Source organism: Candidatus Streptomyces philanthi, assembly GCF_059553635.1.
In genome coordinates, this window is the sequence record NZ_JCANQV010000353.1 from 1 (window position 1) to 5441 (window position 5441).

Annotated in this window: 3 protein-coding genes; all 3 read left to right on the forward strand. The window is 72.8% G+C overall.

Annotation, left to right across the window (positions count from 1 at the left end):
- Positions 1-50 precede the first annotated feature (50 nt).
- Positions 51-1190, forward strand: coding sequence for a PLP-dependent cysteine synthase family protein (locus AC51EU_RS26615; protein WP_496269629.1), 1140 nt, complete (start codon positions 51-53; stop codon positions 1188-1190).
- On the forward strand, positions 1187-2509 hold the full coding sequence (locus tag AC51EU_RS26620; RefSeq protein ID WP_496269630.1) for an MFS transporter: 1323 nt from the start codon (positions 1187-1189) through the stop codon (positions 2507-2509). The genes AC51EU_RS26615 and AC51EU_RS26620 overlap by 4 nt, the downstream gene beginning before the upstream one ends.
- 334 nt (positions 2510-2843) lie before the next feature.
- Positions 2844-5441, forward strand: a 2598-nt coding sequence (locus tag AC51EU_RS26625) for an SdrD B-like domain-containing protein (protein ID WP_496269631.1), incomplete at its 3' end; no start/stop codon positions are given.

Consider the following 5441-nt stretch of genomic DNA (forward strand, 5'->3'; position numbering starts at 1 on the left):
CGGCACGAGATGAGCACATCCCCCGAACTCATCGAGCGAAGGCGAACGTCATGCGTCCCACGAACACCGCCCTCCCGCACCTCGCGCCCTCTCCCCTGGCCACCGCCATGTCCTCGCTGGTCGGCAACACTCCCGTCCTGCGCGTCTCGGAGCCGCTGACCCCGGCCGGCCGGGGCTTCTGGGCGAAGCTGGAGGGCTTCAACCCCGGTGGCATCAAGGACCGTCCCGGCCTGCACATGGTGGAACGGGCCCGTGCCCGCGGTGACCTGCGGCCCGGCGGCAGGATCATCGAGTCCACCAGCGGCACCCTCGGCCTGGGGCTCGCCCTGGCCGGCATGGTCCACGGCCACCCGGTCACCGTGGTCACCGATCCGGGACTGGAGGGGTCGATGACCCGGCTGCTGACCGCGTACAACGCCCGGGTCGACGTCGTCCGCGCACCGCACCCCGCCGGCGGCTGGCAGCAGGCCCGCCGCGACCGCGTCGTCCGGCTTCTCGACCGGCACCCCGGCTCCTGGTGCCCGGACCAGTACAACAACCCCGACAACACCGGTGCCTACACGCCCCTTGCCCTGGAACTCGCCTCCCAGCTCGGCCACATCGACGTCCTGGTGTGCAGTGTCGGCACCGGAGGCCACTCCGCGGGCATCTCCCGGGTACTGCGCCAGCTCTTCCCCGGCCTCGGACTCGTCGGCGTCGACACCATCGGTTCGACGATCTTCGGCCAGCCCGCCCGGCCCCGGGTGATGCGCGGCCTCGGCTCCAGCATCTACCCGCGCAACGTCGCCTACGACCGGTTCTCCGAGGTCCACTGGGTCGCACCCGCCGAGGCCGTCTTCACCTGCCGGAAGCTGGCCGCCTCCCACTACGCCACCGGCGGCTGGAGCGTGGGGGCGGTGGCCCTCGTCGCCGGGTGGCTGGCCCGCACCCTGCCCGCCGACGCCCGTATCGCCGCGGTCTTCCCCGACGGCCCGCAGCGCTACCTCGGCACCGTCTACGACGACGACTTCTGCACCGCCCGCGACCTCCTGGGCCGGCCCCCCGCCCCGGAACCGGAGGAGGTGGGGCGCCCCGACGAGAAGGAGATCACCCGCTGGACGCGCTGCACCACCGTCACGGACCCGCTCGTCCCGGCGGGCGGCGCGGCGCGGACGGACGACACCGCCGAGGTCCTGGAGAGCGGGAAGTGAAGGGCACTCTCCGCCAGGTTCGTACCTATCCCCGTAGCGTCCACTTGCTGATGGTGAACCAGTTCACCATCAACCTCGGCTTCTACATGCTGATGCCGTACCTGGCCGCGCATCTGTCCGGCACGCTCGGGCTGGCCGGCTGGCTCGTCGGACTCGTCCTGGGCGTACGCAACTTCAGCCAGCAGGGCATGTTCCTGGTCGGCGGTGCCCTGGCCGACCGGTTCGGCTACAAGCCGCTCATCGTCGCCGGCTGCGTCCTGCGCACCGCCGGCTTCGCCACCCTCGGCCTCGTCGACGCGCTGCCCGCGCTGCTGGCGGCCTCCGCCGCCACCGGCCTGGCGGGCGCGCTGTTCAACCCGGCCGTACGGGCCTACCTCGCCGCCGACGCGGGCGAACGGCGCGTCGAGGCGTTCGCCCTGTTCAACGTGTTCTACCAGGCCGGCATCCTGCTCGGCCCGCTGATCGGCATGGCGCTCAGCGGCGTCGACTTCCGTCTCACGTGCGGGGTGGCCGCCGGTGTCTTCGCGCTGCTGAGCGCCGTCCAGATCCGGGCCCTTCCCGCCCGGCGGGCACCCGGCGCCGAGGACACCCGGGCGGGCGGACGGGAGGGCCTGCGGGGCCGGTGGCGCGGCATTCTCACGAACAAGCCGTTCCTGCTGTTCTCCGCGGCGATGACCGGCTCGTACGTGCTGTCCTTCCAGGTCTATCTGGCGCTCCCGCTGGAGGTACGGCGGCTCGGCGGCGACGGGGCCTTCGGGACCGCGGCCGTCGCCGGTCTCTTCGCCGTGTCCGGGCTGAGCACGATCCTCTTCCAGACCAGGATCACCGCATGGTGCAAGGCGCGTACGGAACCCGGCAGGGCCCTGTCCTGGGGGCTGCTGGCCATGGGCGGCGCGTTCGTGCCGCTGCTCCTGGCGGCCTTCGTGCCCGTGCCGGAGGCCGGGGCACCGCGGTGGCTGCTCGCCGCCGGTCCCCCGTCGCTCGCCGCCCTGCTGCTCGCCCTGGGCACCATGATCACCTACCCGTTCGAGATGGACACCATCGTCCGTCTCTCCGGGGACCGCCTCGTGGCCACCCACTACGGCCTCTACAACACCGTCTGCGGCATCGGCATCACGCTCGGGAACCTCCTGACCGGCGCCACCCTCGACGCCGCCCGCGCCGCCGGCGTCTCCGCCCTGCCGTGGATCGGCCTGACCGCCCTCGGCGTGGCATGCGCCGCCGCCCTCTACGGCCTGCACCGCACCGGACGGCTCCAGGCTCCGCACCCGACGCCGGCCGGGCCCGGATCCCGGGAGGTGAGGGCGAGGACGGCCTGAATCCGCGACCCGCCCCGGGGGTCCGCATCCGCACGGTGCGGGCCCCTGCGGCCGTGCGAACGGATCACACATCCCTTGACCGTGCGTCAAATTGGCATTTCGGCCCCGTAGTTGAGTAAGTCGTCCTTAAGCTTCACGTAAACACGGCGGCTCTCCGCCACGCTCCCTCACGAGGTCTGGCGACAGGCCCTTCTCAGCGAAGAGAGCAGGGATGACACCTACAAGTGAACACACGCACGGCGCCGCACGAGGGCCGGGCCGACGGCGGGGGTTACCCGGCCGGCGTGCCGTGGGCCGCGTCGCGGCGCTCGCCGTGGGGATCGGCAGTTGCTCGATGGCGGCGGCTCCGGCCGCGTATCCCCAGGCGGACGAGGGCTCGGTGACGGTCCGGGTGGTACGGGCCGTGGACACGACCGGGGTGTGGAGCCCCGGGCTGGAACCGGGCCTCGGCGGCGTCACGGTGACCCTCACCAACGACGCCGGCGTCCGGAACACGGGCGTGACGGCCGCCGACGGCACGGTCACCCTGGCACCGGGCAAGGCCCGAACGCCCGGCGGCAGGTACCGGGTGCAGGTCGTGAACCCGAGGCCGGGCGTGCTGTTCCCGGCGTTCGCGTCGCGCCAGGGCCTCGACGGCGCGCCCGACCGGCTCAGCAGCAACGAGGAATTCGTGGACCTCGGCGGCGGCAAGCACGTGGCGTACACCACGGGCCTGTGGAACCCCGGCGACTACTGCCAGAAGAACGCGCCGCTGGCCACGGCGTGCCAGCCCGCGTCGTACGAACCGGCGTCCCGGCGCACCCTGGTGACGTTCCCGTACAGCGCACGCGGCGTCGACACGCAGACGACCGATCTGGCCACACACGCCGCGACCGGCACCCTGTACGGCATCGCGTGGAGCAAGCCGGGCAAGCGGCTGTTCAGCGCGGCCCTGGCCAAGCGGGACACGACGTACGGCCCCGGCGGCCCCGGCGCGATCTACGTCACCGACCCGGCGGGCAAGACGACGTCACTGTTCACCACCGTCCCCGACGCCGGCCGGTCGGCGCACGGCGCCGGCACCGCCGACGACGCGTTCCTCGCCGCGACGGGCAAGGAGAGCCTGGGCGACCTGGACGTCTCGGAGGACGGCCGCCACCTGTTCGTCGTCAACCTCCACAACCGCAAGCTGTACCGCTACGACGCCACCCGGCCGACCGCGACGGCACCGCAGGCCGTCCACGCCGTCCCGGACCCCGGCTGCCCCGCGTCCGGTGACTGGCGTCCGTTCGGCCTCGGCCTCCAGGACGGCGTCGGCTATGTCGGCGGGGTCTGCTCGGGCGAGTCGACCGGGAAGGTCTCGGACATGCGGGCCGTGGTCCTGCCGTTCGACCCCGCGACGGGGAAGTTCGGTGCCGCGGTACTGGACCAGCCGCTGGACTACCCGCGCAGGCCCACACTCGGGGGGAGCTGCCCCGGGGCGGGCTGGTTCCCGTGGACGGACACCTTCCCCACCCGGCAGAACGGCCAGACCTGCGCCGGTGCCATGGCCAATCCCGAGCCCGAGCTGGCCGACATCGCCTTCGAGACCGACGGCTCGATGCTGCTGGCGTTCCGTGACCGGTTCACCGACAAGGCGACGGCGTTCCCCCGGTCCGGGGACAACTCGACGTACATGCAGGTGGTGGCCGGCGGTGACCTGAACAAGGCGTGCCTGTCCGGCGGCACGTACGTGATGGACACGAACACCGGCTGCGGACTGTCCCCGCGGGGAACCAGGTTCTTCCATGTGGGCAGCATGGGGGACGGCCATCCGAACTCGGCCTACGCCGGCCTGGCCCTGTCGAAGGTGGAGGACTCCATCGCGTCCTCCGGCGTCGACCCCATCGACACCGCCTACGGCGCCGGAACGATGTTCACCCAGCGCGACGGGACGAGGAAGCCGGGTACGGGCCTGCGCCTGAACCCCGCGGACTCCGTCTCCGCCTTCGGCAAGGGCGCTTCCATGGGCGACCTGGAGGTGCTCTGCGACCAGGCGCCGCTGCAGATCGGCAACCGCGTCTGGTACGACCCCGAGCGCAAGGGCGTCCAGGGCCCGGGACAGCGTCCCGTGCCCGGCGCCACCGTCCGCCTCTACGACGAGGCCGGCAAGCTGATCGCGACGACCCGGACGACGGCGCGCGGCGAGTACTACTTCGACGACTCGAACGTGCCCGGCGGGCTGCGGCCGCGGACCACGTACACCGTCCGGATCGACCACCCGGCCGACTACGCCGCGGGCGGACCGCTGTACCAGTGGGTGCCGACCGACGAAGGGGTCGGCGGCAACCGCTTCGTGGACTCCAAGGGCATCGTCCCGAAGGGCGGACGTTTCCCGGAGCGGACGCTGACCACCGGCGGTCCGGGCGAGAACGACCACACCTACGACTTCGGGTTCCGTCAGCAGGAGGGCGTGGTGCGCCTGGTCAAGCACGATCAGGACGGCCGGCCGCTGGCCGGGGCGCGGTTCGTGCTGTGGAAGGAGACCAATGGCACCGAGGCGTTGCAGACGTCCGGGGAGAAGCCGGACACGCCGGTCGGCAAGCCGTGCACGACCGGGGCCGACGGCGTCTGCCGGTTCCTGGGCACTCCGGGGACGTACTACTGGCAGGAGGCCGCCCCGCCCAAGGGCTATGCCGTTCCGGAGACCCCGGTGCTCGACCCGGTGGTGCTGAACGCCGAGAACCTCGGCACCGGCGTCTCGGTGACGGCGGTCAACCGGGCGCTGCCCACTCCCGCACCGGGCGCACCGTCCGTACCGGCACCGCCGGCAGGGCCTGACGCCCCGGCCGTACCCCACGCGCCGAACGCGCCGGGCGGGCCGGGTGCCCCGGCCGCACCGCCCGGCTCGCACCTGGCGAACACCGGCGTGAACCGGCTCGGCCCGACGGCCCTCGCCGCCGCGGCGCTCACG

Excerpts from the sequence above, each read along its gene's own strand:
- AC51EU_RS26615 (WP_496269629.1), top strand. The coding sequence starts at position 51 with ATGCGTCCCACGAACACCGCCCTCCCGCACCTCGCGCCCTCTCCCCTG.